Annotated in this window: 23 protein-coding genes; 13 read left to right on the top strand and 10 right to left on the bottom strand. The window is 71.4% G+C overall.

Annotated features, from left to right (window positions below):
• The first annotated feature begins 22 nt into the window (after positions 1-22).
• Complete coding sequence (locus ACFUPX_RS15890) at positions 23-1,072, top strand: hypothetical protein (RefSeq protein WP_383321599.1); 1,050 nt, start codon at positions 23-25, stop codon at positions 1,070-1,072.
• Between the two features lie 4 nt (positions 1,073-1,076).
• Here ACFUPX_RS15890 and ACFUPX_RS15885 read toward each other — a convergent pair whose 3' ends face one another.
• On the bottom strand, positions 1,077-1,868 hold the full coding sequence (locus ACFUPX_RS15885; RefSeq protein ID WP_383321595.1) for a helix-turn-helix domain-containing protein: 792 nt from the start codon (positions 1,866-1,868) through the stop codon (positions 1,077-1,079).
• Between the two features lie 241 nt (positions 1,869-2,109).
• On the opposite strand from ACFUPX_RS15885, the gene ACFUPX_RS15880 reads away from it, so the two are divergent.
• From ACFUPX_RS15880 to ACFUPX_RS15870, 3 genes are read left to right on the top strand one after another with little or no spacing between them, the layout of a single operon-like run.
• Positions 2,110-2,784 carry a DUF4097 family beta strand repeat-containing protein gene (locus ACFUPX_RS15880; RefSeq protein ID WP_383321592.1) on the top strand — a complete coding sequence of 225 codons (675 nt, stop codon included), beginning with the start codon at positions 2,110-2,112 and terminating at the stop codon, positions 2,782-2,784.
• A 37-nt stretch (positions 2,785-2,821) separates the two neighbouring features.
• Positions 2,822-3,778: an ATP-binding cassette domain-containing protein gene (locus ACFUPX_RS15875; protein ID WP_383321589.1), complete on the top strand. Its 957-nt coding sequence runs from the start codon at positions 2,822-2,824 to the stop codon at positions 3,776-3,778.
• Entirely contained in the window at positions 3,775-4,566 is a 792-nt protein-coding gene (locus tag ACFUPX_RS15870; protein ID WP_383321586.1) for an ABC transporter permease, read from the top strand. The genes ACFUPX_RS15875 and ACFUPX_RS15870 overlap by 4 nt, the downstream gene beginning before the upstream one ends.
• Here ACFUPX_RS15870 and ACFUPX_RS15865 read toward each other — a convergent pair.
• Positions 4,547-7,732 (bottom strand): ATP-binding protein, encoded by a 3,186-nt coding sequence (locus ACFUPX_RS15865; protein WP_383321583.1) that lies wholly within the window; start codon positions 7,730-7,732, stop codon positions 4,547-4,549. The genes ACFUPX_RS15870 and ACFUPX_RS15865 overlap by 20 nt on opposite strands.
• Positions 7,733-7,879: 147 nt before the next feature.
• Here ACFUPX_RS15865 and ACFUPX_RS15860 point away from each other — a divergent pair, with 147 nt between their 5' ends.
• From ACFUPX_RS15860 to ACFUPX_RS15845, 4 genes are all read left to right on the top strand, one after another.
• Positions 7,880-9,079 (top strand): NAD(P)/FAD-dependent oxidoreductase, encoded by a 1,200-nt coding sequence (locus ACFUPX_RS15860; protein WP_383321580.1) that lies wholly within the window; start codon positions 7,880-7,882, stop codon positions 9,077-9,079.
• Between the two features lie 220 nt (positions 9,080-9,299).
• Positions 9,300-10,196, top strand: coding sequence for an RNA polymerase sigma-70 factor (locus tag ACFUPX_RS15855; RefSeq protein ID WP_383321577.1), 897 nt, complete (start codon positions 9,300-9,302; stop codon positions 10,194-10,196).
• 51 nt (positions 10,197-10,247) lie between these two features.
• Positions 10,248-11,237: a polyphosphate kinase 2 gene (gene ppk2 / locus ACFUPX_RS15850; protein ID WP_383321574.1), complete on the top strand. Its 990-nt coding sequence runs from the start codon at positions 10,248-10,250 to the stop codon at positions 11,235-11,237.
• Positions 11,234-11,986 carry a PIG-L deacetylase family protein gene (locus ACFUPX_RS15845; protein WP_383321571.1) on the top strand — a complete coding sequence of 251 codons (753 nt, stop codon included), beginning with the start codon at positions 11,234-11,236 and terminating at the stop codon, positions 11,984-11,986. The genes ppk2 and ACFUPX_RS15845 overlap by 4 nt, the downstream gene beginning before the upstream one ends.
• 27 nt (positions 11,987-12,013) lie before the next feature.
• Here ACFUPX_RS15845 and ACFUPX_RS15840 read toward each other — a convergent pair whose 3' ends face one another.
• Positions 12,014-12,868, bottom strand: a complete 855-nt coding sequence (locus tag ACFUPX_RS15840; RefSeq protein WP_383321569.1) for an alpha/beta fold hydrolase — start codon at positions 12,866-12,868, stop codon at positions 12,014-12,016.
• A gap of 163 nt (positions 12,869-13,031) precedes the next feature.
• On the opposite strand from ACFUPX_RS15840, the gene ACFUPX_RS15835 reads away from it, so the two are divergent.
• Positions 13,032-13,376 carry a VOC family protein gene (locus ACFUPX_RS15835; protein ID WP_383321566.1) on the top strand — a complete coding sequence of 115 codons (345 nt, stop codon included), beginning with the start codon at positions 13,032-13,034 and terminating at the stop codon, positions 13,374-13,376.
• Between the two features lie 61 nt (positions 13,377-13,437).
• Here ACFUPX_RS15835 and ACFUPX_RS15830 read toward each other — a convergent pair whose 3' ends face one another.
• The 3 genes from ACFUPX_RS15830 to ACFUPX_RS15820 all read right to left on the bottom strand — a co-directional run bounded on the left by ACFUPX_RS15830 (position 13,438) and on the right by ACFUPX_RS15820 (position 16,602).
• Positions 13,438-14,982 carry a hypothetical protein gene (locus ACFUPX_RS15830; protein WP_383321563.1) on the bottom strand — a complete coding sequence of 515 codons (1,545 nt, stop codon included), beginning with the start codon at positions 14,980-14,982 and terminating at the stop codon, positions 13,438-13,440.
• Positions 14,982-16,163 (bottom strand): FAD-dependent monooxygenase, encoded by a 1,182-nt coding sequence (locus tag ACFUPX_RS15825; RefSeq protein ID WP_383321560.1) that lies wholly within the window; start codon positions 16,161-16,163, stop codon positions 14,982-14,984. The genes ACFUPX_RS15830 and ACFUPX_RS15825 overlap by 1 nt, the downstream gene beginning before the upstream one ends.
• 88 nt (positions 16,164-16,251) lie before the next feature.
• Positions 16,252-16,602 (bottom strand): hypothetical protein, encoded by a 351-nt coding sequence (locus tag ACFUPX_RS15820; RefSeq protein WP_383321557.1) that lies wholly within the window; start codon positions 16,600-16,602, stop codon positions 16,252-16,254.
• Between the two features lie 128 nt (positions 16,603-16,730).
• Here ACFUPX_RS15820 and ACFUPX_RS15815 point away from each other — a divergent pair, with 128 nt between their 5' ends.
• Positions 16,731-17,420: a DUF4232 domain-containing protein gene (locus ACFUPX_RS15815; protein WP_383321554.1), complete on the top strand. Its 690-nt coding sequence runs from the start codon at positions 16,731-16,733 to the stop codon at positions 17,418-17,420.
• A gap of 21 nt (positions 17,421-17,441) precedes the next feature.
• On the opposite strand, the gene ACFUPX_RS15810 is transcribed toward ACFUPX_RS15815, so the two are convergent.
• Positions 17,442-18,188 carry a phosphotransferase family protein gene (locus ACFUPX_RS15810; protein WP_383321551.1) on the bottom strand — a complete coding sequence of 249 codons (747 nt, stop codon included), beginning with the start codon at positions 18,186-18,188 and terminating at the stop codon, positions 17,442-17,444.
• A gap of 270 nt (positions 18,189-18,458) precedes the next feature.
• Complete coding sequence (locus ACFUPX_RS15805) at positions 18,459-19,466, bottom strand: DMT family transporter (RefSeq protein ID WP_383321548.1); 1,008 nt, start codon at positions 19,464-19,466, stop codon at positions 18,459-18,461.
• A 171-nt stretch (positions 19,467-19,637) separates the two neighbouring features.
• Here ACFUPX_RS15805 and ACFUPX_RS15800 point away from each other — a divergent pair, with 171 nt between their 5' ends.
• On the top strand, positions 19,638-19,778 hold the full coding sequence (locus ACFUPX_RS15800; RefSeq protein ID WP_383321545.1) for a hypothetical protein: 141 nt from the start codon (positions 19,638-19,640) through the stop codon (positions 19,776-19,778).
• A gap of 66 nt (positions 19,779-19,844) precedes the next feature.
• Complete coding sequence (locus ACFUPX_RS15795; RefSeq protein WP_383321542.1) at positions 19,845-20,228, top strand: hypothetical protein; 384 nt, start codon at positions 19,845-19,847, stop codon at positions 20,226-20,228.
• Positions 20,229-20,307: 79 nt separating this feature from the next.
• On the opposite strand, the gene ACFUPX_RS15790 is transcribed toward ACFUPX_RS15795, so the two are convergent.
• Entirely contained in the window at positions 20,308-20,847 is a 540-nt protein-coding gene (locus ACFUPX_RS15790; RefSeq protein WP_383321539.1) for a CGNR zinc finger domain-containing protein, read from the bottom strand.
• Positions 20,848-20,994: 147 nt separating this feature from the next.
• On the opposite strand from ACFUPX_RS15790, the gene ACFUPX_RS15785 reads away from it, so the two are divergent.
• On the top strand, positions 20,995-22,320 hold the full coding sequence (locus ACFUPX_RS15785) for an MFS transporter (protein WP_383321536.1): 1,326 nt from the start codon (positions 20,995-20,997) through the stop codon (positions 22,318-22,320).
• Positions 22,321-22,338: 18 nt separating this feature from the next.
• Here the strand turns inward: ACFUPX_RS15785 and ACFUPX_RS15780 are convergent, their stop codons facing one another.
• Positions 22,339-23,028, bottom strand: coding sequence for a DUF2848 domain-containing protein (locus tag ACFUPX_RS15780; protein WP_383321533.1), 690 nt, complete (start codon positions 23,026-23,028; stop codon positions 22,339-22,341).
• Positions 23,029-23,159 lie beyond the last annotated feature (131 nt).

The raw sequence follows: 23,159 nt of genomic DNA, 5'->3' as shown, positions 1-23,159 counted from the left end.
GCGCCGCCTCGGAGGGGACTTCGTGGGGATCGAGAGCGATCAGCTCGTCTTCGACTATCTGAGCCGCGTCGGCGACCTGGCCCAGCAGCAACAGCTGCCGTCAGGCACCCGCATGCGCCTCGTCTCCGAGCTGCGGAACGAGATCGACCGGAGCCGGGCGAAATCCACGGCCGAGACCCCGGCCTCGATACGCCGCCTCCTGGACCGCCTCGGCACCCCCGAGGAACTGGTCGAAGCGGCGGGCACAGGCCCCGGCCCGGGATCGGGCGGGAGTTCCCGCACGGCGGCCACGCCCCGCCCCGCCGTCCCCACCCAGCGCACCCCGGAGCCGAAGGAACGCCCCAAGCGTCTGCGCCGCGTGGTTCCCCGGCCCCGCCCGGCCGCGGAGGAACCGGAGCTGCCCGAGGAGGACCCCGGGCCCTCCCCGCCGCACCTCGCGAGCACGGACGAGCTCGGCGCGAGCGGCTCCGAGCCCGACTGGTGGCGGGTGGACAGCAGCCCCTTCGGCCTCGCCGACAGCGTGCCGGGCTTCACCGGCGGCGTAGAGATCCCGGAAATCCTCAAGCCCCCTCACAAGAAGCGCCTCGAAGAGGAGGAGGAAGAGGAGGGGGAGGAGGAAGAGGAAGGGGAGGAGGAAGGGGAGGACGAGGAGGGAGAGGGCGTGGACGTCGCTCCCTCGCGGCGGCCCCGCATCCGCCTCCGCCGCCCCGCCGCCGCGGCCGTAGCCACCCCCCGCTTCACCAACCCCCTCCTCCTGCTCGCCGCAGCCCTCCTCACCGTCGGCGCCATCCTCGGCAACTGGCTTGCCCTCGGCGGCGGATGGCTCCTCGCCTACGCCTCGCGCAGGCTCAGCCGCGCCGAGGCCAAGTGGGCCGTCATCGGTCTCCCCGGCCTCTCCGTGGCGGCCGGGATCACCTGGCTGTGGGGCAGGAACGAAGGACGCTGGGGCGATCCCATCGTCGACGGCCACATGAGCGACGCGATGGCCGAGACCTGGCCGTGGGTGGTGCGCGGCGCCGCCATCGCCTCCGCGCTCTACCTGTTGTGGAGGTCGCAGCGGCGACAGCCGTGAGCCGTCAGCGGGTTGAGGGCCGGTCCGAGGGCGACTCGGCAGCATCGCCGCCGGGCATCTCGGGCGTCCCGGGCGTCCCGGGCGCCTCGGGCTTGGTGTGCAGGATCTCCCGCGCCTGGTCCGCCGCCCGCGCCGTACTCTCGCTGACGAAGTCGAGGAAGCGGGCGATGTTCTCCAGACGGGCCGCGGCCGGCGTGCCGGGGCCCAGGATGCCGACGCCCTGCCGCGCGGTCTCCACCACCTGCGCGGCGGCCCGCGCGCTCGCCATCATCGACTGGTACCAGACGTCGTCGTCGACCACATACCGCTCGCGGCGGCGGTCGTCGCGCTCCCTGCGGATGAGGCCCTGGGCGTCGAGGAACGTGATCGCCTTGGAGATGGACGCCGGGCTGACCTGAAGGTGCTGGACGAGTTCCGACGCGGTGAGGCTGCCCGAGTCGGTGGTGCAGAGGCAGGCATGTACCCGGGCCGTCATCTTGGACATCCCCGACTGCATGAAGACCGTGGTGAGCGTCTCCTCGTACTCGCGAACCGCCTCGGCATCGCGGCCGTGGGCCTGCGGGAGCGCCTGGGCGCCCCGGGACGCGGTCTGCCGGGGGCGGTGGCTGCGGCGTTCGGTGGCGCGGTGGGCCAGGTCGGCGCGGTAGGCGGTGGGGCCGCCGTTGCGCATCACCTCGCGAGTGATCGTCGAGGTCGGACGGTCGAGGCGTCTGGCGATCTCCGCATAGGCGTGGCCGTCGGCCAGCCCCAGTGCGATCTGCTGACGTTCCTGCTGGGTGAGTCTGCCGCCCGGCATCGCGATCTCCTTCGTGGTCCTCGGATGCCCTCACTGTAGCGTTCGCTTCCATTCCATTGCAACGAGTGGGTGGTTGTTGTTGCGTTACTTTCTGATCCGTTGCAACGAAATAGGGCCTCTGAGCTGCGTAAACAACAATCCAATGCAACGAAGTTGTTGGCAGATCAGTGAACGCAACGTAGCTTTTCCATTGTTGGAAACACCGCAACGCGGCAACGCAGACAACCCAGAGGAGAACACCATGCAGAACTTCGACACCCCCACCCCGATCGCCGCCCTCCTCGACGTCCCCGCAGGACGCATCCGGTTCATCGCCGCCGACCGGGCCGACACCGCGGTCGAGGTCCTCCCCGCGGACGCGTCGAGCAGCCGCGACACGAAGGCCGCGGAGCAGATCACGGTCGCGTACGGCGACGGCGTCCTGCGCATCGAGGCCGCACCGGCGAAGAACCGGGTCCTCGGCAGCAACTCCGGCTCCGTCGAGGTCACCGTCCAGCTGCCCGCCGGCTCCCGCGTCGAGGCGAAGGCGGCCAGCGCCGACTTCCGGGGCGTCGGACGGCTCGGTGACGTCGCCTTCGACGGCGCGCAGGCCTCGGTCAAGCTCGACGAGACCGCGGGCGCCCGGCTCACCCTCCAGGCCGGTGACATCACGGTCGGCCGCCTCGGCGGACCCGCGGAGATCAGCACCCAGAAGGGCGACCTCAACATCGCCGAGGCCGTGCACGGCCAGGTCACCCTGCGCACCGAGGCCGGCGACATCTCGGTCGGCGCCGCCCGCGGGGTCTCCGCGTCGCTGGACGCCGGCACCGCCTTCGGCCGGATCCACAACGCGCTCAACAATGCCGCCGGTGCCGACGCCGGCCTGAACATCCACGCGACCACCGGCTACGGCGATATCGCCGCCCGCAGCCTCTGACCTTCCTCACCCGCAGCCCCTGAAGGAGCACACCACCATGACCAGCTTGGCCATCGCGGCGAACGGGCTGCGCAAGTCCTACGGCGACAAGACCGTGCTCGACGGCATCGACCTGGCCGTCCCCGAAGGAACCGTCTTCTCCCTGCTCGGCCCGAACGGCGCCGGCAAGACCACCGCAGTGAAGATCCTCTCCACCCTCGTCACCGCCGACGCCGGTGACCTGCACGTCGGCGGCCACGACCTGGCCGCCGACCCGCAGGCGGTCCGTGCCGCGATCGGAGTCACCGGGCAGTTCTCCGCGGTGGACGGGCTGATCACCGGCGAGGAGAACATGCTGCTCATGGCGGACCTGCACCACCTGCCCAAGCGCGAAGGCCGCAAGGTCACCGCGGAGTTGCTGGAGCGCTTCGACCTGACCGAGGCGGCGAAGAAGCCCGCATCCACCTACTCCGGCGGCATGAAACGCCGCCTGGACATCGCCATGACCCTGGTCGGCAGCCCCCGCATCATCTTCCTGGACGAGCCCACCACCGGCCTGGACCCGCGCTCCCGCCACAGCATGTGGGCCATCATCCGCGAGCTCGTGGCGGACGGGGTCACCGTCTTCCTCACCACCCAGTACCTCGAAGAAGCCGACGAACTCGCCGACCGCATCGCCGTGTTGAACGACGGCAGGATCGCCGCCGAAGGCACGGCGGAAGAACTGAAGCGACTGATCCCCGGAGGCCACGTACGGCTCCGCTTCACCGACCCCGACGCGTACAAGTCAGCCGCCTCGACGCTGCGTGAAGTCAGCCGCGACGACGAGACGCTTGCGCTGCGGATCCCCAGCGACGGCACTCAGCGTGAACTGCGTTCCCTCCTCGACTGGCTGGACTCCGCCGGCATCGAGGCGGACGAACTGACCGTGCACACCCCCGACCTCGACGACGTCTTCTTCGCCCTGACCAGCCCGGCCGACACCATGAACCACCCCAAGGAGACCGTCCGTTGAGCGCCCTGTCCCTGGCCGCGCAGGACTCGTCCACGATGTTGCGCCGCAACCTCCTGCACGCGCGGCGCTATCCCTCCCTGACCCTGAACATCCTGCTGACACCGATCGTCCTGCTGCTGCTCTTCGTCTACGTCTTCGGCGACGTGATGAGTGCGGGCATCGGGGGCGGCGGCGCCGATCGGGCCGACTACATCGCCTATCTCGTCCCGGGCATCCTGCTGATGACCATCGGCGCCACCCCGGCAGGGACCGCGGTGTCCGTCTCCATGGACATGACCGAGGGCATTATCGCCCGCTTCCGCACGATGGCGATCCATCGCGGCTCGGTGCTCGTCGGGCATGTCGTGGGCAGTGTGCTGCAGGGGATTCTCAGCGTGCTCCTCGTCGGGGCCGTCGCCGTGGCCATCGGTTTCAGGTCCACCGATGCCACCGTCCTGGAGTGGCTCGCGGCGCTCGGGCTGCTGACGATGGTCGCCACGGCGTTCACCTGGATCGCGGTCGGGATGGGGATGGCCAGCCCCAACGCCGAGGCGGCCAGCAACAACGCGCTGCCGCTCATGATCCTGCCGCTCATTTCGAGCGCCTTCGTCCCCGTCGACGCGATGCCGGGATGGTTCCGGCCGATCGCCGAGTACCAGCCGTTCACACCGGCCATCGAGACCCTGCGCGGACTGCTCCTCGGCAGCGCGATCGGCGACAGCGGGTGGATCACCGTCGTCTGGTGCCTGGGCCTGGGTGCTCTCGGCTACCGCTGGTCGACGTCGCTGTTCAACCGCGACCCGGAGTAGCCGACATGAGCGCGCGGGCCGCTGCCCACAGCTCGTCGCGCTCCAGGGCGGCGTACTCCGACACGGCGTCGGCGTACCCCGCCCGGTCGGCGTCCTCGGCCGCTCGACGGGCGCGCGCCGCCGACATCGTCGGCTGGAACTCGCGTGGCACCCGCAGCCGTTCGGCAAGCGCGACCATCCGTACGGCGGACATGTCGCCCGACGCGAGCCCGGCCATGCCGAGCGCGTGCAGCACCGTCCCGAACACGGGGAGCTCCGTGGCCGAGCGGGGCGGGCCACCGAGCAGGGTCCGCAGGCGCTGTCGCAGGCGGTCGAGCGGCTCCGCGACCAGTTCGAGACGGCCGGCGTGCGCGTGCGCCGTCACCGCCGCCGCCTGGATCTGAAGCGCCCACGGGTCGAGCCAGGGGTCACCATCGCGCAAGGAGCCGTCCTCGGGCATGCGCTCCATGGCGCCGCGCCACAGGCCGAGGCCCAGCTCCGTCGATCCGCGGGCGAGCGCGATCTCGGCGTGGCTGCCCAGGTCGGGGCTGTAGAAGGTGTCCTCCTGCGGGGGGAGGTCGCCCTGCGAACGCCGCAGCCAGTACTCGGCCTCGTCGGGCTCGCCGCGCTGCAGGCAGGCGAGGGCGAGGGCCGAGCGGATGCCGATGTAGTCGTGCGCGTCGCCGAGCCGCGGCAGCGCCTCCAGGGCGGCTCGGAGATGCTCGTAGGCGGTCTCGCCCCGCCCTGTCCGCAAGCTCAGTTCGCTCAGCCGGGAATGGCCCATGAGCTGCAGGGACGGGTTGTCGACCGGTGCCAGCGCGGCGATCATCCGGTGGGCCGAAGCGAGGGCGCGCTCGATGTCGTGCTCGTACTCCCAGACGTAGGTGGCCACGCACGCGGCGATGGCGGCGACAAGCGGCTGCTCGCTGTCGCAGAGCCGGTGGAGTACGCCGTAGCGGGGCGGCCGCATCTCGGGGATCGCGCCGAGCACTGTCGCGGTGGCGCGCGGCAGCGTGTCCGGCGGGGCCGCGGGCAGCCGCCGCAGGGTGACGAGCTGGCGTACGGCATGCGGGCTGTAGTTCATGAAGAGGCCCGCCGTGCACAACACCGCGGCGGCGCGGGCGACTTCGACGTACTCGGGCGTGGGGCGGTAGTGCGAGAGCGGCGGGCCGGTGTCCGCGGCGAGGGTGGCGAGGCGCGGGTAGTTGGAGTCGGTGGTCCACAGGGCGGCCAGGACGGCGGTCAGGGACGCGATCGTGGGGCTGTCCGTACGAGCCAGGGCGTGCCGCAGGGCCGGCACGAGGTTGTCCTGCTCGGCCCTGATCCGCTCCCGGGCGGCGAGGGGATCTTTCCCGGTCGAGCGCCGCGGAGGGCTCGGGGACGGCTCAGGGCCGAAGAGCGCGTCGTGGTACGCGACCCCGAAGTCCCGCGCCCAGGTGAGGAATTGGGTCACGGCAGCGTCCTCCTCGGCTGCCTCCGCCCGGCGGGCCGCGCTGAACTCCCGTACGGTCTCCAGCATCCGAAACCGCACACCGACCGGTGTCTCGGCGACGGTGAGCAGCGACTGACCGGTCAATTGCTCCAGGAGGAACAGGGCGTCATGGCCGAGCACTTGCTCCGCCGCGTCGCCGCAGAAGCCGCCGGGGAAGACGGACAGCGTGCGCAGCGCCGCCCTCGCGTCCGGCGTGAGCAGATTCCAGCTCCACTCCACGACCGCGTGCAGCGTGCGGTGGCGCTCCGGCACGTCCCGCGCCCCGCCGCGCAGCAGTGCGAACCGGTCGCCGAGACGGCGGCCTATCTCCGCCACCGACAGCACCCGCACCCGCGCCGCCGCCAACTCCACGGCCAGCGGCAGTCCGTCAAGGTGCCGGCACAGCTCGGCCACCGCGTCCGGCGGCAGCTCCACACCGCTCCTGGCGGCCCGGGCCCGCTGGGTGAACAGCTCGACCGAGGTGTCGAGACCGAGCTCGGGCAGCGCGTACACCGCCTCCGACGTGAGGTCCAGCGGGGCCCGGCTGGTGGCGAGCACCCGCAGCTCCTTCGAGGACGCGACCAGGGCCTGTACGAGGGCTGCGGCGCCGCGGATGACCTGCTCGCAGTTGTCGAGCACCAGCAGGGCGGGCCCGGAGCCCAAGGCCCCCAGGACGGCGGAGACCGGGTCGGCCGAGGCGTGGCCGCTCACGACGCCGTGCCGGCCCTCGCCCGCGCCTAGCGCGGCGGCCACCTCCGTGGCCACGTCCTCGTCCGCGGTGACGGAGGCGAGCGGCACGAAATGCACCACGCGCTGCTCGGCCCTGCCGCTGACCGCGTACGCGAGCCGGGTCTTGCCGAGACCGCCGGGGCCGATGACGGTGACGGCGCGCGAAACGCGCAACAGCCCCTCCACCGCTGCGATGTCATCGCCCCGGCCGAGCAGCGGGTTGGGCTCGTGCGGCACGCCGTGCCTGACCACAGGGGCCTCGCCGCGCAGCAACTCCTGCTGTACGGACCGGAGTCCGGCGCCCGGATCCGTGCCGAGCGTCTCGCGCAGTTCACGGCGGTAGGCCTCGTAGCGCGTCAGCGCCGCGGACGGGCCCGCCGTCGCCGCTTCGCCGCGCAGCAGCTCGGCGAGCACCTCCTCGTCGCGCGGACGCCCCGCGGCGACCGCGGCCAGCGGCCCGGCCGCCTCCGCGTGCCGTCCCAGGCGGGCGAGCGCGAGCGCCCGCGCGCGGACCAGCGTGCCGCGGACGGGAGCGCGCTCGGCGTGCAACGCGGCCACCGGGTCGTCGGAGCCGTTGATGTCGCGGGCCCCCTCAGGGACGCCGTCCCACAACGCGAGCCCGGCCTCGGCCGCGTCCAGTGCACCCGCGTGATCTCCGGCCCCGGCACGCTCCGCGCTCACGGTGGCGTGCAGCAGCAGGGCGGAGCTGTCGATCCGGTCCTCGGGGAGGGCGAGCCGGTAGCCGGCCGGCGTGCTCGCGATGACATCGGCGCCCAGCTGCGTCCGCGCCCTGGACACGAGCACCTGAAGCGCCTTTCCCGGCCGCTGCGGCAACGCGTCCGGCCACAGCCCCGCCACCAGCCGCTCGGTGCCGCAACCGGAGCGCACATCGCCCGCCAGCAGCGCGAGCAGGCCGCGGATCCGGGGCGAGGTGACCTCCTGCCCGCGAAAGGCGACACGCGGCAGCAGGATCAAGTCGGTGGTCACCCGTGCAGATTAGCCAAGGGGCCTGCGCCCTGGCCCACGCCATGGATCGAGGCACCATGACCATGTGGCCCTCGTCACATATTGTCACAGCGGTCGATCACGCGGTGTCTTGTGCGTGAACCACCCGCCACGGACGAAGGAGACACCATGACTGAGAACGCCGATGTGGTAGTGATCGGCGGCGGGTACGCCGGCGTCATGGCGGCCAATCGACTGACGCAGCGCGACGACGTGACCGTGACTCTGATCAACCCCCGACCGGCGTTCGTCGAGCGGATCCGCCTGCACCAGCTGGTCGGCGGGTCGCACGACGCGGTCCTGGAGTACCGCAAGGTCCTGGCGGCGGGCGTCGATCTGGTGGTCGACACCGTGACACGGATCGACGCGGTCCAGCGCGGCGTGACGTTGGCGAGCGGCGGCACGGTCGGCTACGACTACCTGATCTACGCGGTGGGCAGCGGCAGCGCCGACCCGAGCGTGCCCGGAGCGGCCGAGTTCGCCTACCCGCTGGGCGGCCTGGAGGAGGCGCAGCGGTTGCGGCCGGTCGTCGACGCCGCGCCCGCCACGGCCGCGGTGACGGTGGTCGGAGCCGGTCCGACCGGCATCGAGACCGCCGCGGAGCTTGCGGAGGAGGGCCGCGACGTAACCCTGCTGTGCGGCGGGGCACTTGGCCCCTACCTCCACCCTCGGGGGCGCCGCTCGGTTGCCAAGCGGCTGGCCAAGCTCGGAGTGACCGTGGTCGAAGGCCCCGACTCGAAGGTGACGGAGGTGACGCGCGACTCCGTGCGGCTCAGCGGGGGGCGTGAGGTGCCGAGCAAGGTGACGATCTGGACCGCCGGCTTCGGCGTGCCGGACCTGGCCGCCCGCAGCGGGCTGACCACCGACGCGCTTGGCCGCCTGCTCACGGACGAGACGCTGACGAGCGTGGACGACACACGCATCGTCGCGGCCGGGGACTCGGCGGCGCCGTCCGACCTGCCGTACCGGATGAGCTGCCAGGCCGCGGTCCAACTGGGTCCGCAGGCAGCCCAGACCGTGCTCAGCCGGCTCGCTGGTGAGCAGCCCGCGCCGGTCGACGTGGGGTTCGTCAGCCAGTGCGTCAGCCTCGGGCGCCGAGGCGGCATCTTTCAGTTCGCCAGCAGGAACGACACCGCCAATAGGTACTACGTCGCCGGATGGCCGGGCGCCAAGGTGAAGGAGGTCATCTGCAAGAGCATCCCCTGGCAGATGGCCTACGAGGCGCGCAAGCCCGGTGCGCGCACCTGGTGGACCAAGGACGCCAAGCGGCAGCAACTCCTGGACGCCAAGCGCGGCGAGACACCGGCCGTGACCGAACCGGCGGCCTAGCATGCCCTTCGTACTGGCTCCGGTCGGCTCCGACGACCCGGCGCCGAAGGTCGCGCGGCGAAGCCCTCGACGCGGGGCGTCGCCGCACGCATACGATCATCGGCGCCGCACGGGGCGACGGGACCGGCAGAGCTGAGCAGCGGGACGCGTCGGCACCTTGGTGGCACGCCTGAGGGTTCCGGGCGACCGTGGCCGGTCGCGATGAGCGAAGGATCGAGACATGAGCGAGAACGCCACCGACCCGGCGACCGGGGTTTTCGTCGCCCAGCGCAACCTGCTCTTCACCGTCGCCTACGAGATGCTCGGGTCGGCAGCCGACGCCGAAGACGTCCTCCAGGAGACGTGGCTGCGGTGGGTCAAGGTCGATCTGGACCAGGTGGACGACCAGCGGGCCTATCTGGTCCGGATCACGACCAGGCAGGCGCTCAACCGGCTGCGCACCATGCAGCGCCGCAAGGAGGCGTACGTCGGCGCCTGGCTGCCCGAGCCGCTGCTCACCGAGCCGGACGTGACCCAGGACGTCGAGCTCGCCGAGAGCGTGTCGATGGCGATGATGCTCGTCCTCGAAACGCTGTCGCCGACCGAGCGCGCGGTCTTCGTACTGCGTGAGGCCTTCGACGTCAGCTACGAGGAGATCGCCGCCGCCGTCGACAAGAGCCCCGCGGCCGTCCGCCAGATCGCACTCCGTGCCCGTCGGCACGTCGACGCCCGGCGCCCACGCCAGACGGTCGCCCCGAACGTGGTCCGCGCGGCTCTGGAGTCGTTCCAGCGCGCCCTCGAAACCGGGAACCCGCAGGGCCTCCTGGACGTGCTCGCCCCGCAGGTCGTTCTGGTGAACGACGGCGGCGGCATCAAGCAGGCCGCACTACGGCCGATCACCGGAGCCGAGAAGGTGTGCCGCTTCATGGTCGGCGTCCTCGGCAAGAACGACCGTCCGGTCACCGTGGCCCCCACCGTGGTCAACGGCAACCCGGCCCTCCTCGTACGGCTGGACGGCGAGATCGACGGCGTCATGGCGGTCCGTGTCGAGGACGACCGCATCACCGGCCTCTACTACGTCCGCAACCCCGAGAAACTCTCCCGCGTCGAGTCCGAGACGCCGCTGACCCTGCGCTAGCCGAGTGCCGATCCCCGACGCAGGTAGTGCCCGGCGGGGGGTAGTAGAAAGATGGCACGTGTCGGTGGGTCGATCAGAGGAGACGGCGTGGCATCGGACGACAAGGACGCGGAAAGTCTGCTGGAGGGCTTGTCGGTGGATGAGGCCCGGCCCGAGCGTCCGGTGCTCCTGGACGGGCAGGGGGAGCCGCTGCGGACCTGGCGGGAGAACTACCCCTACCGGGAGAAGCTGCGGCGCAAGGACTACGAGCGGCGCAAGCGGATCCTGCAGATCGAGCTGCTGAAGCTGCAGAGATCGGTGCGCGAGCAGGGGCAGCGCGTCGTGGTCGTGTGCGAGGGGCGCGACGCCGCGGGCAAGGGCGGCACGATCAAACGCTTCACCGAACGCCTCAACCCCCGAGGTGCCCGCGTCGTGGCGCTGGACAAGCCCACCGAACGGGAAGCCGGCGAGTGGTACTTCCAGCGCTACGTCGCACAGCTGCCGGCCGCGGGGGAGATCGTCTTCTTCGACCGGTCCTGGTACAACCGGGCCGGCGTCGAGCCCGTCATGGGCTTCTGCACGCCACGGCAGCACGAGGAGTTCCTCGAGCAGGCCCCGCTGTTCGAGAAGATGATCACCGATGACGGGATCGTGCTGGTCAAGTTCTGGTTCTCCGTCTCCCGGGCCGAGCAGCGCACACGGTTCGCCATCCGCCAGGTGGATCCCGTACGCCAGTGGAAGCTCTCGCCCACGGACCTTGCCTCGCTGGATCTGTGGGACGCCTACACCCACGCCAAGGTCGAGATGTTCCGCGCCACGGACACCGTCCACGCGCCGTGGTCGGTCATCAAGTTCAACGACAAGCGCCGCGGGCGCCTCGAAGCCATCCGGCACCTGCTGCTGCGGGTCGACTACGAGGCCATGGACAAGGACGCGGTGGGGGAGGCGGACCCCCTCATCATCGGCCCGGCGGACACGCTGCTGGAGGCGGACGAGGATCCGACGGACCTGTCCCCCAGCAGACTCGCCGAGAACCACGGCGGGCCCGGTCAGCATCCGTGAGCCTGCTCGCCGTCTTCGCCCACCCGGACGACGAGTCCCTGTCGGCGGGCGGAACGCTCGCCCGTCACGCAACTGCCGGGGCGCGCACAGCAGTTGTCACGACGACCTGGGCCACGGGCACCACACGCGCCACAGAGCTGGCCCGGGCTCTCCGGATCCTCGGTGCCGGTGAACCGCGGATGCTCGGGTACGCCGACGCCCGCGTCCCGCATTCGGCCCCGGGAAAGGCGCGGTTCTGCGATGCGCCGATCGACGAGACGGTCCGCGAACTCGTCGCGCAGCTGCGGGAGTTCCGCCCAGAGATCGTCATCACCCATGACGCCTACGGCGGGCTGACCGGTCACCCGGATCACGTCCACACGCACCGGGTGACCACACTCGCCTTCGAGGCGGCGGGACTTGAGCGCCTCTACCCGGACGCCGGTCCGCCCTGGCAGCCGAGCGCCCTGTACCTGGCCACGCACCCGCATGCGGCCGTGCGCGTGTGGGGCGGGTACCTGGCCGCAGCGGGCAAAGCGATGCACAGCGTGCCGGACGCGTGGATCGCAGCGTCGGTCGACGTCCGGCCCTGGCTGGCGCGGAAGGTCGCTGCGGTCCTTGCGCACCGCTCCGAGGTGGAGAGGGGAGCCGTCCCGGGGCTGATCGCCGGTCTCTCGCCGGACGATCGGGAACAGTTGCTCCGCACCGAGTGGTTCATGCGCCACGACCCGGCGGCCACCGGGACGGTGCGGAGCGAGCTCACGGTCTGAGCGGTGCCGATGAGCGGTGGCGGAGCGTCAGTGCGTCGCGAGGTTCGCGAGCAGGCGGGCGGCGGGCCCGGGGTGGACGAGCCAGCTCAGGTGGCTCGACTCGAGGGTTGCGACATCGAAAGGGTTGTCGGGCGTGAGCACGTCGGCCTCGCGGATCATGCGGTCCTGCATGGCGAGCGGAATGCTGGCGTCGTCGGCCAGGCGTACATACGTCCTGGGAATGCGACCCCACGTCGCGGCCCGGGTCCGGTCGGCCGACGTGCCGACATCGAGGTTCTCATCGGGCTGGAAGGTGTTGAGGAACGTCCGGAACTCGTCATCGGTGAGGTCGGCGGCGATGGCCTGCTTCATCGCGGCGAGTGTCCGCGGCTCCGCGGTGCGGAAGTTGACCCGGAGCACACCGAGCTCCGCCGGGTTCCCGACGAGTGCCGAGAGGAAGGCGCCCGGGTCGACATCGGCCATCTCCGGCTCGGCGTAGTAGCCGTTGACGTCCAGGTCGACGGGACACCAGGCAGAGACATAGGCGATCCGGTCGATCAGATCGGGCCGGGCGTTGCCCACCGCGGTGATCGTGGCGCCACCCCTGCTGTGACCGACGAGGATCGTCGGCCCGTTCTGCTTCGCCCGCTCCAGGACCTCGATCACGCGGGCGGCATTGTCGGCAAGGGTGACCCCCTTGATTCTTCCTGGTTCCGTGGCGAGCGCGTCGAGATCCTGAGGCGCCTGATAGGCCGCGGCGAAGGTCGCGTCGAACCCGTGCCCCGGAAGGTCGAGCGCGACCGAACGGTGGCCGAGCAGGCAGAGCTCCGCCTGAAGCGGCGCGAACGAGAAGGAGTTGGCGAAGGCGCCGTGGACAAGTACGAAGGTCGGCTGATTCGGCATCCCCGTAGCCTCCAACGGAACGATCTTAGGAGCAAGGGGAAATCGGATACGCCCGCACCGGCCTGGCCCCCACGGCGGCTCGCCGAGGTCCCGGAGATCTTCACCCGGCGCGGATGGTCGTGGGGGACCGCCGCGCCCGAGCCGGCGTGCTTAGCATGGCCGCATGACCGTAGATCTGTTCGCGGGAATTCCCGTCAGTGACTACACCGTGGCGGTGGCCTGGTACGGGCGGCTCCTGGGCATGCCGCCGTCCTTCCTGCCCAATGAGACCGAGGCGGTGTGGGAGCTCGCCGAGCACCGGTACGTGTTCATCGAGGTGCGGCCCGAACACGCGGGGCACGCCCTGCACACCGTCTTCGTCGGGGACTTCGACGCCCGCCTCTCCGAGATCGCCGAGCGGGGTCTGAAACCGGATGTGCGTGAGACGTACGCCAACGGCGTCCGCAAGGCCACCTTCCGCGACCCGGACGGCAATGAGATCGGGTTCGGCGGCGGCGCCGAGGAGTGACCGAGAGGGACCGACGGCTCTCGCGCCCTGAACGGCTCTCGCGCCCTGAGGCGGGGAGCCGTCAGCTCTGCGGACGCGTCGCCGACGACGGCTTGGCGCACAGGTACGGGCGCGCGAGGAGCAGGCCGGTGCCGGTCAGGGCGATGCCGAAGTAGACCGGCGCGAGGTGCATGAAGTCGGTGTAGTGGATCGTGCCGTGCACCACGACGGCCGGCAGGAAGCCGGCGGCCGCCGCTGCGGCCAGGGTCCAGAACACCCAGGCCTCACCGCGCCGCCAGCCCCACGCACTGAGCAGGACGATCGCCACCGCGGCAGACATCAGGGCGCCGCCGAACCCCGCACGGTCATGGGCGAGGAACGGCACGAGCCGGGAGTTCACGGCTTCCAGGGTCGGTGCGTCCGTGCCCAGGAAGGTCAGGTCGGCGGGGACGAAGACGTCCGTCAGGCCGACCACCGAGATCACGGCCCCGCCGGCGAACAGCCCCGCTCCCGTGAGAATCATCAGGAGTTGCCCGACCAGCGCCCGTCGTCGCTCAGGCTCCGGCCCTTCGGCAGCCGGGCGCCACCTCGGGACGTGCGGGGCGCGACGGACCGCTGCCACGAACATCGGGAACAGCACGAGGGCGGTCGCCGTGTGCAGGGGTTCCACGAAGCCGGTGGCCAGGAAGTAGAACAAGGTGGGGAAGCCGATCGCCCCCGAGAGCAGATACGCCTCGCGGGCCCAGGGCCAGCCGCGTCGGATCCCGCCCACGGCGAGGCCGGTGTAGAGGGCGCCGATCGCCACCATCGTGCCGGCCATGGTGATCCGGTCGTGCTGGAGGAAGTGCACCAGGTGGTGGTTGGCGGCGTGCAGTTCGTGCAGCGTCATGCCGAGGTAGTCGCGGTCGTACCAGAGCAGCACCGGCCCGAGCGTGATCGCCGCGGCGCCGAGACCGGCGACCGTCATGCCGAGCCCGACGAGCAGCGCCCACCACCAGGCGGGCCAGCGGCGGGGATCGCGGCCGACCTCTCGCAGTACCGGAGCCGGAGCGGTGGGCGTGGCCGCCTCGGTGACGCGCGCGAACCAGCCCGGTCCCGCCGCTACGAGCACCTCCGGGCGGGCGAGCACGACGGCGCCCGGCTGCCTGAGCGCGGCAGCAGCGGCGGTGACCGACGCATCGGACACGTGAACGATGCGCGGGTCGTCGCCGCCGGTGAACCCGTCGACGTGGGGTTTGAGGGCGGCCTCGGCCTCCGGGTCCGCGGCGCGCACGACCAGCGGGATCGAGCGTCCCGCCGCGGCCTCGCGTACGGTCTGCGCGTCGTCCACCGAGACGGGGGCCACCTCGACGACACCGGCGCCGAGCGGCGACATGGCGCGGATCGTGTCACGGGCCAGCGAGGGCGGCACGGATATCCCGACACGGACGGCCACCGGCACACCGCCGATCTCCCCGGCGAGCTGCTCCGGTGGATGGCGGTGACCGAAGCCCCGGGCGATCAGCCGCGCCCCCGCGGGACGGGAGCCGACCGAGGCCAGCAGCCGCAGGGCGGTTCGCTGCGAACGGCGCAGGCCGAGTACGGCGGCTGCCGCGCCACGCAGGGGGTGATACGTCCAGTCCGGCATCAGGGTCTCTCGTTCTTCGTCGCGGCATCCCGGTCGCCGGGTGCGGTCCAGCCGAGCACCGGCGTCATGGAACGCAGCGTGGCCCGCTCGGGCATCAGCCGGGCGGCCGTGTCACGCAGCAGTACCGCGGGCGGCCACGACAGTTGGCCGATCGAGCCGAGCCGGGCGGAACGGCGCGCGATGGCCTGGGTCCGCGGGCGGCGCAGCAGGTCGTACGAGCGCAGGGCGTCGGTCACGTCCGGGGCGTCGTCGAGGCAGTGGGCGAGCGTGACCGCGTCCTCCAGCGCCTGGCACGCGCCCTGGCCCAGGTTCGGGGTCATGGCGTGGGCCGCGTCGCCAAGGAGCGCGACCCGGCCACGGACGAACGAGGACAGCGGCGGCAGGTCGTACAGGTCGTGGCGGAGCACCGCGTCTTCGGGGACGGCGGCCAGCAGCGCGGGGATGGGATCCGGCCAGGCCCCGAACCGGCGCACCAGCTCCGCGTATTCGGACGAACCGCTGACGGTTCCCGCCGGAAGCGACGCGGTCCCGAAGCAGTACATCCGCCCGCCCGGCAACGCGGTACAGCCGAACCTCTCCCCGCGCCCCCAGGTCGCCGCCCCCTCGGACGGGGGATCGGCGAGGGGTTCGGTGACCATGCGCCAGGCGGTGTAGCCGGCGTACCGGGGACCGGCCGCGTCGGGCCACAGCGCACCGCGGACCGCGCTTCGCAGCCCGTCGGCGCCGACCACGAGGTCGGGCCGGGACGTGCCCCCGGGACGCTCGACGACCGGTCCGTGGCGGTCGTCGCGGACCGCGGTCACCTCACTGTCCGGCCGCAGACACGCGGCGGGCAACGCCTCGGCGAGCACCCGCAACAGGTCCGCACGGTGCAGGACCACGAGCGGATGCCCGAACCTGCGGGACAGCTCCGCATTGTCCGTACGAGAAAGCCAGCGTCCCCGGCGATCGCGTACACCGCCACCGGTCTCGACGGCGCCCAGCGCCCGGACGGGACCGTCCAGGCCGAGCGCCTCAAGGGCACGCAGCGCGTTGGGCCACAGGGAGATACCGGCGCCGATCTCGGTGAACTGCGGGGCCCGCTCGAGCACTTCGACGCGCCAGCCCCGCCGATGCAGGGCGATGGCCGCCGCGAGGCCGCCGATCCCGCCGCCGACGATGGTCGCGGCGCGCTGTGCCATGGTGTTCCTCGCTCTGCGGTGGGGAAGGGGTTGCCCCCGGTCAACGGGGACCGGACGCGTCTGTGGGTGAGGATCCGGTCGGCGCTCTCTAGAGTCGGCGTCGTGCCGTCTCGACGCTGTCCGCGCCGTTGGTGTTGAACGCGATGGCGGCCTGGGGAGCATGGCGGTGGATCAGATTCACGATCTGCTCGAAGAGCGGAAGCAACTGCTCCGTCTTGCGGATCCCGGCCCCGACGACCACCACGTCCCACGCACGCTCGGTCAGCGCCGCGACGAGCGTGGCCTCGGCAGAATCGCCGAACACGACGAGCGTCATGGCCGCTTCGATGCCGTGCTCCCCGAACCGGGTCAACTCTTTGTCCAGGGCCGCGCGAAGGCCCTCCGCGTCGACGCCGGGTATTGCCTGCGGGTCATAGCCAACAACAAGTACGGAGGACATACGGACAACTTACTTGGGCCTCTCGGAGCGTGATCCGCGGGGCAAGAGGTCGATACGCCTGTGACAGAACGATGACGTCGCGGAGCACGGGCTGTAACTCGGTGCGAGATACAAATACTTCTGACCGCATGCACCGACCACGCTCCTTCTGGGGGAACACCGTGAAGTACACCCGCATCGCCGCTCTCGCCGCCATCAGCGTCGCCGCCAGCCTCTCGCTCACCGCCTGTGGCGGCGACGACTCCGGCAAGGACTCGTCCTCCAAGGGGTCCTCGTCCTCGTCTTCTTCTTCCTCCGGCTCCGACTCCGACAGTGGCTCGCAGTCCGAGGCCGGCGACGCGAAGGCGGACTCCGGACAGGACACCAAGGCCAACACCGACGCCGCGAACGGTGCGGCTGAGACCAGCAGCAAGGTCACGTTCTGCAAGACCGAGGACCTGGCCATCGACGCCCAGGACGCCGCGCCCGACGAGGCCTCCGGCCGGATCGACATCACCATGATCAACCGGGGTTCGACCACCTGCTCGGCGACCGGCTTCGCGGGCGTCGACATCAAGGACGAGGACAACACTTCGAACCCCATCGAGCGCGGCCACGCCCAGCCGCGTGTCACCACCCTGAAGCCCGGCGACGCCGCCGTCTTCAACCTCGCCTACGACATCGACGACAGCGGCGAGAGCCTCGCGCACCCGACCAACATCCTGGTCACGCCCCCGAACGAGACCCACTCCGTGACCCTGGACTGGCCCGCGAGCGCGGGCGACGTCAAGGGTGCCTACACCGATGTCCAGGTCTACCCCACGCACACGACCAAGTAGGTGTCACGGGCCCGTGCGGCCTCACATCCGGGATCGCAGCACGTCGACCTCGCAGCCCGGCGCGTGGGGGTCGAAGCCGTGCTCGACCAGCCAGCGAACGCTCAGCAGGCTCCGCAACGACCACCAGGCGCGGATCACGTCGAGGTCGACGTGGGTGCCGTAGCCCGCGATGACGTCGTCGAGGTGTTCCTCGTGGCCGAGCGTGAAGGTGGCGAGGTCGTACAGGGCGTCGCCCTGGCCTGCCTCGGACCAGTCGATGATGCCGGTGACCTCGCCGCCGTCGACAAAGACGTGAGCGATCTGCAGGTCGCCGTGCGTGAACGCCGGAGTCCAGGGCCGGAGCGCGGCCTCGGCGACCTGGCGGTTGCGGGTGACCAGGCCGACGGGCAGGACGCCCTGCGTCACGAGCAGCGCGCACTCGTCGTCGAGTTCCGCCGCCAGCGCGACGCGGCTCCGCCCGGCCCGGCCGGGCCGGGGCGGCAGTGGCGCGTCGTGCAACTGCCGGATGGTGGCGCCCGCCGCGGCCCACGCGGCCGGTGACGCGGTCGACGGCTCGCCGAGGCGGCCGAGCGTCGTCCCCGGGAGGGCGGCGATGGCGAGCACGGGCGGCTTGCGCCACAGGACCTCCGGGGTCGGGACCGGCGCGAGGGACATCGCCTCGACCTCGGCGTCGATGCGCGCCTGATCGGCGTCCACTTTCAGAAACACGTCGCCGACGCGCAGGGTCGCGCGCTCGGAATGGGCGACGACGACTTCGACTTCATCCATGGGGGACCAGTATCCCGGGGATGATCGTCGACGTCGCCGGGTTTGTGTCGGCGCGGGGAGCGGGCGGCGGTGTCGTGATAGCCGCGTTCCTCCCAGAAACCGCGCCGGTCCTGCGTCATGAAGCTGCCGTGCGGCTGGCCGACGCGGACGTCGTCATCTCGCAGCTGGTTCCGGCTCGCCTGCCTGACGGCGGAGCGCATCGCCGCCGCCAAGAACCTCAAGCCGGCCGCCACCGCCGGTCAACACCGCCCGCACGAAGTTGGCCGGGACCTACGGCCTGCCCTGGTCGTTCACCCGCTCCGGAGCGGCGGAACGCGGCACGCCGTCGCTCGAAGCGACGACTCGGCCCGACCGGGTGCCCGAGAGTGCCGCGACCGCGACCGCCGCCAGGGCGAGCACGGCTCCCGCGACCGTGGCCGCCGTGACCTGCGTATCGCCGTGCGGCAGCAGCAGGTCGAGGGCGAGTGAGCCGACCAACTGGCCGGTGATCGTGCACAGCCCCAGGAGCAGCACGCCGAGCTTGTGGACGGCGGCGACCGCGATGGTGATGAAGGAGATGCCGACCAGGCCGCCGAGATAGAGGTACGGCTCGGACGGCAGGTGGGGCGGAAGGCCGGTGGCCGCGGCATGCACCAGGAAGACGACTGCCAACGCGCCGGTACCTGCGGCGAAGTTGAAGAACGTCCCCGCGTAGGCGGATCCGGCGGCATTCTTCACGTGCCCGTTGACGGCCTGCTGCCAACTCACGCAGACACCTGCGACCAGCGGCAGCACCAGCATCAAGTACGGGAATCCGCCGCCCAGTTTGTCCGCCATCGACAGGCCCACGGCCGCGAGCACGAGCATCGCACCGACGACCCTGCGCCGCGTGGGCCGCTGTGGTCCGGCAGGACCGAGCCCCATCCGGTCGAAGAGCAACCCGCCGGTGACCTGGCCCGCGACGATCGCGACGGTGAACAGTGCGACCCCAAGGGCCCCGACGGTCAGCCCCTGCGCGAGCAGGAAGGCCGCTCCTCCGAAGCCGCCGAGCACCTGCCACCACTTGAGCCGCCTGCTGCGTACGTCCGCGAGCACCAGGCCGGCCCCGCGGCGCGGTCCGCGCAGTACCAGAAGCCCGAGGGTCAAAACCACGAACCCCGAGCCGAAGGAGATCACCGCGGCTGCGAACCCGTCGCCACCGAGCCCGGCGGCGAGCTCCCCGGTGATACGCGCCTGCAGGGATATCAGGGTGCCGGAGAAGACGGCGAGGAGCAGCCAGGGGGCTGCGGCGGCGGGCATGTGCGGACAACCTCTGGTGGGGGAGCGGTGGTGGGAGGGCGTGTTCCGACAGCGATACGACGGCCGGACCCTTCCCATACTGACTGATCACTCCTTTCTAACTGATCGCTCCGTCGTCGGACAGGGAGGGCCGTATGACGAGACGGTACGGGGGGCGGGCCGAGCGGCTCAGTGGCACCGCGCTCCTTCGCCGACGCACTGCGGGACGCCACCGGCATCCGCTTCACCGAGATGCCCGTGACCCGGGACCTGGTCTGGCTGGCGCTGGACCAGCAGGCAGCACGCCGGGCCGGTGGTTCCGCGACGCGGTGATCATTTCGGTTGCCGGCATCCCTCCCCACGAACGATCCTGGGCACCGGGCAAACAAGGGGGACAAGATGGGACTGATGCTCTTCCCGGGCGACGACGACGTGACGAGCCCCGACATCTCCTGGTCCTACACCGGCTTCAGCATGTTCAGGAACTGGCTCGCCCAGGCCGAGGGAGTCACTCTCTCCGAGATGCAGGGCTTCGACGGGGATCGCCCGTGGCACAGCGTCTCCACCACGCTGGCGCCGCTGCTCAGCCACCCGGACGACGACGGCCCCGACCTCACGCCCGCTCAATGCGCGGCGATGTTGCCCCGCCTGGGAGTAATTCTCGACCAACGCCGACCCGACGCCGACGACCCCGTACTCCAACGACGCACCGACGACCTCAGGCAGCTGATCATCATCCTGCGCCTGTGCGTCGACAAGGACGTCGAGCTCATCTTCGGGTAGCCGCACGGCCGCACCGTTGCTTACGAACCGCCCCGAGGGTCACGTGGCCAGGCACCCAGGGCCGGGATTCGGGAGGGAGCTAGGTCGCCTGCCGTTGCCGGGAGGCGTAGGAACGGGACTTGTTGCGGTTGCCGCAGACCTTCATCGAGCACCAGCGGCGGCTTCGGTTCTTCGACACGTCCCAGAACGCCCAGCCGCAGGTGTGCTCGGCGCAGCGCTTGAGCCGGGCGGCGTCCCCGGTCGTGACCAGCTCGCTCCACGCGATGGCCAGCACGGCCAGCGGTCCGCGCTCCGGAGGCAGACCCGCCGCAGGGGTCAGGGCGCCGCGGGCCGTGACGAGCACCGGGTGTTCGGCCAGCACCCGGTCCGCAGCGGCGAGCAGCCGTGGGTCAGGAGTGTCGCCCACGTGGGCGCCCAACTCCTCGCGGATGCCCGAGCGAAGGGCGACGTAGCTCGCGTGTGCTTCGGCGGAGACCTCGCGGGGCGCGTCGAGCAGGCCGCGGTCCTTCAGCCAGCCGGACAGTCCGGCCGGTGTGGCGATCTCGTCGCTCGCCTCTTCCACGTCGACCGTGTTGGCGAATGCCTCCACCAGGACGGCTGAGGCCGGGGGTTCCAGCATTGCGCGTCACCTCCTGCACGTTCCCGTCCTGCACGTTCCCGCCATTCTACCGCCTAAGCGTTTTACCGGTTGCGGATGGGGCGGCGTGTGCGGCAGAGTGGTCTCACCGGCTAAAGGCTTAGACGGTTACGGGGCGAGGGGGCGGTCATGGCCACGGCGATACCTGCGCGGGCGGAAGCCGGCGAAGATCTCGGCACGTTGAAGCAGAAGGTCTCCCTTCCGCCAGGCGCAGGACCAGGCTCAGGGTCAGGGCCAACTCCGGCACCCGACCCCGGCCGCCGCAACACGGTCGTCCTGGTCGGCTTCACCGCCGCGACCAACCTCGCCGACGGCGTGATGAAGATGGCCCTCCCGCTGCTCGCCACCCAGCTCACCGGCTCTCCGGCCCAGATCACCGCCGTATCGCTGACCCTCACGCTGCCCTGGCTGCTGATCGCCCTGCACGTCGGCGTACTCGTCGACCGCTTCGACCGGCGGCGGCTGCTCGGGGGCGCCAACGGCATGCGGCTGGCCGCGATGGGCTGGCTCGCTGTCTCCGTCGCGACCGGCGGCCTCACGCTCGGCCAGCTCTTCGCCGCCGGGGCGATCCTCGGCGTCGCCGACGTACTGGCCTCGACCTCCTCCTCCGCGCTGGTCCCTGCCGCGGTGCCGGAGGCGGGGCGGGCGCGCGCCAACACCTGGATGGTGGGCGCCGAGACCGTGGGCCAGGAGTTCGCCGGGCCCTTCGTCGGCGGTCTGCTGCTGGCGGCGGGGACCGGTCTGGCGCTGGGGGTGACAGGCGTCGCGTACGCGGTCGCCGCCCTCGCCCTGTTCTTGCTGGTGGGCCGCTTCCGGCCCACCGGGCCCGCACCGGAGGCGGCCCCCGTCTCGGTCAACAGCCGCATCGCCGAAGGGCTGCGCTTCCTCTGGCGCGACCGGCTGCTGCGCACGCTGTCGGTGGTCGTCGCCGTGCTCTCGGCCGTCTGGGGCGCCTGGCTGGCGATCATGCCGCTCTACGCCAAGCAGGCCATGGAGCTCGGGCCGCAGGAGTACGGCATCGTGCTCAGCGCCCTCGGGGTCGGAGGGCTGGCCGGCGCGGTGACCGTGACCTGGGTGAACCGGCTGCTCGGTGCGCACCGGGCGATGTTCGCCGACCTGATCGGCACCATCGCGATGGTGGCACTGCCCGCCCTCACCACCAGCATCTGGGCGGTCGCGGCCGGTGCCTTCCTCGGCGGTATGGGCGGCACGCTCTGGTCGGTCAACGCCCGCACCCTCACCCAGCGCATGGTCCCCGACGAGATGCTCGGACGCTATGGCGCGGCAGCCCGGCTCTTCAGTTTCGGTGCCATGCCGCTGGGCGCGGCGCTGGTGGGCATCCTGGCCGAACTGGGCGGCATGCGGATGGCCTTCGGGGTGTTCGCGGTGGCCACGGCGGTGACGCCGGTGCTGTTCCTGAGGAACGTCAGCCGGTCCGCCCTGGAATCCCGGTAGGGAAGCGTCCCGGAACGCTCAGCCGATCGGCTTCGGCAGCGGTACCACCTCGTAGGCGAGCCGGATCGTGTTGCCGGTGGCGGGGTCGCCGAGTTCCACTCGCCAGCCGTCGGCGAACTGGTCCACGCCCTCGGCCATGGGGATGGTGCCCGAGATCAGGACCGTGCCGGGGATCAGTTCGCCGCGCTCGCGCAGTACGCCGGCCCAGTAGGCGGGGGTGAGGAGTTCGGCGAGGGTGCCGTGCTGGATCTCGGTCTCCCGGCCGTCGACGTGGGTGACCCAGGCGCGCAGGGTCAGCTCGTCGATGCGCGGCTCGACGTCGGCGAGGGGCCAGGCCTGCCGGGCCAGGACGTCGGGCGCGGCGTTCTTGCTCCAGGCCACGCCGTGGACCTCGAGGTCGCGGTCGGTGTGGTCGCACGCGGCCGTGAGGAGCAGCTCGCCGCCGTCCGCGACGACCAGCGCCCATTCGGCCTCGCCCGACGTGCGGGCGTGCGGGGCGGCGACCCGGTCGGTCTGCTGCGCCAGGTAGGGGGAGACGGGGTAGAGGGCCGGGGTCACCGACGGCGCGGGCACCCCGAGCTCGGCCAGCTCGGCGACGTGCGCGGCCACGTCGGCCTGCTGCCGCCCGGCGTACCCGGCGTTGAGCACCTGCACGACGTCGACCTCACGGGTCGAGCCGTCGGGGAGTTCGAAGGTCAGCACGGTCATGGGGCACTCCAGGAAAGGGGGGGCGGGTCTCGACACGGTCAACTTCCGGCGAGGGGGTTGCGCATACGACCTGTATACAAGAAGTATGCCGGAAGGTCGATATCCGAATCGATGCCCAGGTCGATGTCCCT

It is taken from the genome of Streptomyces sp. NPDC057302 (assembly GCF_042667685.1).
GTDB lineage: Bacteria > Actinomycetota > Actinomycetes > Streptomycetales > Streptomycetaceae > Streptomyces.
This window is presented reverse-complemented; position numbering and strand designations above follow the sequence as displayed.